Genomic DNA, 1,749 nt, shown 5'->3' with positions numbered 1-1,749 from the left:
TTCCACTCCGAACCGAAAACATCCGCCCAACATCTTTTCCGGTAATCCACTCATCTACCACTGGCATACGCGTTCCAGTCAGCGGTTCTTCTACTACTCGGACCTTCTTAGGAGCCAGCTTAATATCTCCGGCTTGACTAATTTTCTTTTTGACGTAATTCGAAGAAGAACGATAAGCTTTCTGGGCGCTTTGCAGCGGCGGCATAATACGTTGAGTCGCTTGTTTGCTAAGTACATTCCGCATATCACTAAGTTTCTTCGCTCCGTTTGCCACGGCATTAGCGCCTGCTTTCGCTGTTTTCCCCGCTACCTTCGTAGAAAGCGCCCCAGCTCCAGCAATTCCTAAGGCTTGCAGAAGACTTGCTTTACGCTGCTCTTCACTGATTTTATTCCCGAACATGTCGCGTCCGGTCATGTATTCTCCTAGGCCGTTTGCAGCCACAAGACCGTAGAGGCCTTTTTCGGTTTGTTCCAGGACTTTGAAGGATTTGGCGGATTTGTAGGCGTCTAAGGCGTGATCCGCTGCGCTTAGGCCTTTAGCCGTTTTGTAGATAGCTTTTCCGCCTTTTGCGGCTCTTCCTACCCAGCCGACAACCGGAATGAAGCCGGCTGCTGCCATGGCTCCCGCTGCGACGCGCTGTGAGGTGGAAAGTTTTTCACCCGTAACAGGGTCCACGCCTTCTGCTGCTCGTTTATAATCATAATATCCGCTGACCTCTCCTGTAAAGGTAGAAACCGCATCCCACGTTTTTTCATACCACGGCTTGTTTGCTTCTTCTTCTTGTTTTTTTTCCAGCTCGTATACTTCTTCTTGCTGCTTGTTGTAGTCAACATATGAAGTTGCATAGTCGTTTAGCTTTGTTTGAACTTTATACAGCTCGCTGTCGTGATAGGCTTTTTCGTCAAAGGCAAGCTGATAGACACTTCCTCCTTGACTCGTAGCAAGCTCTAAGCCGCTTACTAGCGTATTCACTACCGAATAGAAGTCGTCCATTTCGCTGTATTCTTTTGACCATTCAGCGTCAAGCTGGTTCACTGCTTCAATTGTATCGGTGCGTTTTTTCTCTGCTTCTTCTATTTTATCGTTAAACTCACTCGTTGAAAACGCTGAAATAGCGACGATATCGTCAATGCCGTTTAAAATACTCTGCAGATCGTCGTGCTGCTGCGCAACCATTTCTTTAGCATTGCTGTTAGCGTTTTTTAGCTCTGTTTCTAAAAATGATTCAGTTACAATCGTGCTTCCTGATAGCTTTGCTTTTTCAGCTTTAACGTGAAGCGTTGAAAAATAGCTTTGCTGCATTTTAATTAAGTTTTCCCACTGTCCGGCCGTATCGGCGTGCTGCTTATAAAAAGATTTTATATTGTCAGCGCCTTTTCCTTCTAAGCTGCCTTCTAAGTCCGCTACGCCCTGCAGCGCTTTTTTCAGTTCACCCAGCTGGCTTAGTAACTCATCGTAGGCTTTTTCCCTGTCTTTTGCTACATCAAACAGCGCTTTTGCATCGTATACCTTTCCCACAGTCATCCCCCCTTTGCTGCTACGAATGGATAATAGATTCGTCTTGTTCTTTTAGTAAGTCTACATTAGATTTTGTATCTTTTACGTTTTTGTTTAGTGCTTTTATATAAGTAGAAATAAGCGTTTGAATTTCTTCTTCGCGCGCTTCCCATTTCTCTGTAGTATCAAGGCTGTTTTTTCCAAGGTCAGGCATTTTGCTAATGGATAAATTCCCAATGGCTGTGCTGACT

2 protein-coding genes are annotated in these 1,749 nt (G+C 45.1%); both read right to left on the bottom strand.

All coding sequences use genetic code 11. From position 1 onward, the window contains the following. On the bottom strand, nucleotides 1-1,519 hold a 1,519-nt coding region (locus AC1DRF_RS26190), incomplete at its 3' end, for a ribonuclease YeeF family protein (protein ID WP_477742101.1). 19 nt (nucleotides 1,520-1,538) lie between these two features. Continuing rightward, nucleotides 1,539-1,749 (bottom strand): DUF5344 family protein (locus AC1DRF_RS26185; protein WP_477742100.1); only part of this gene is annotated, 211 nt, incomplete at its 5' end.

The organism is Priestia sp. P5_B4 (assembly GCF_056400385.1).
Note: the sequence above shows the minus strand (reverse complement) of the source record. Positions and strands in the feature narration are given on the sequence as shown.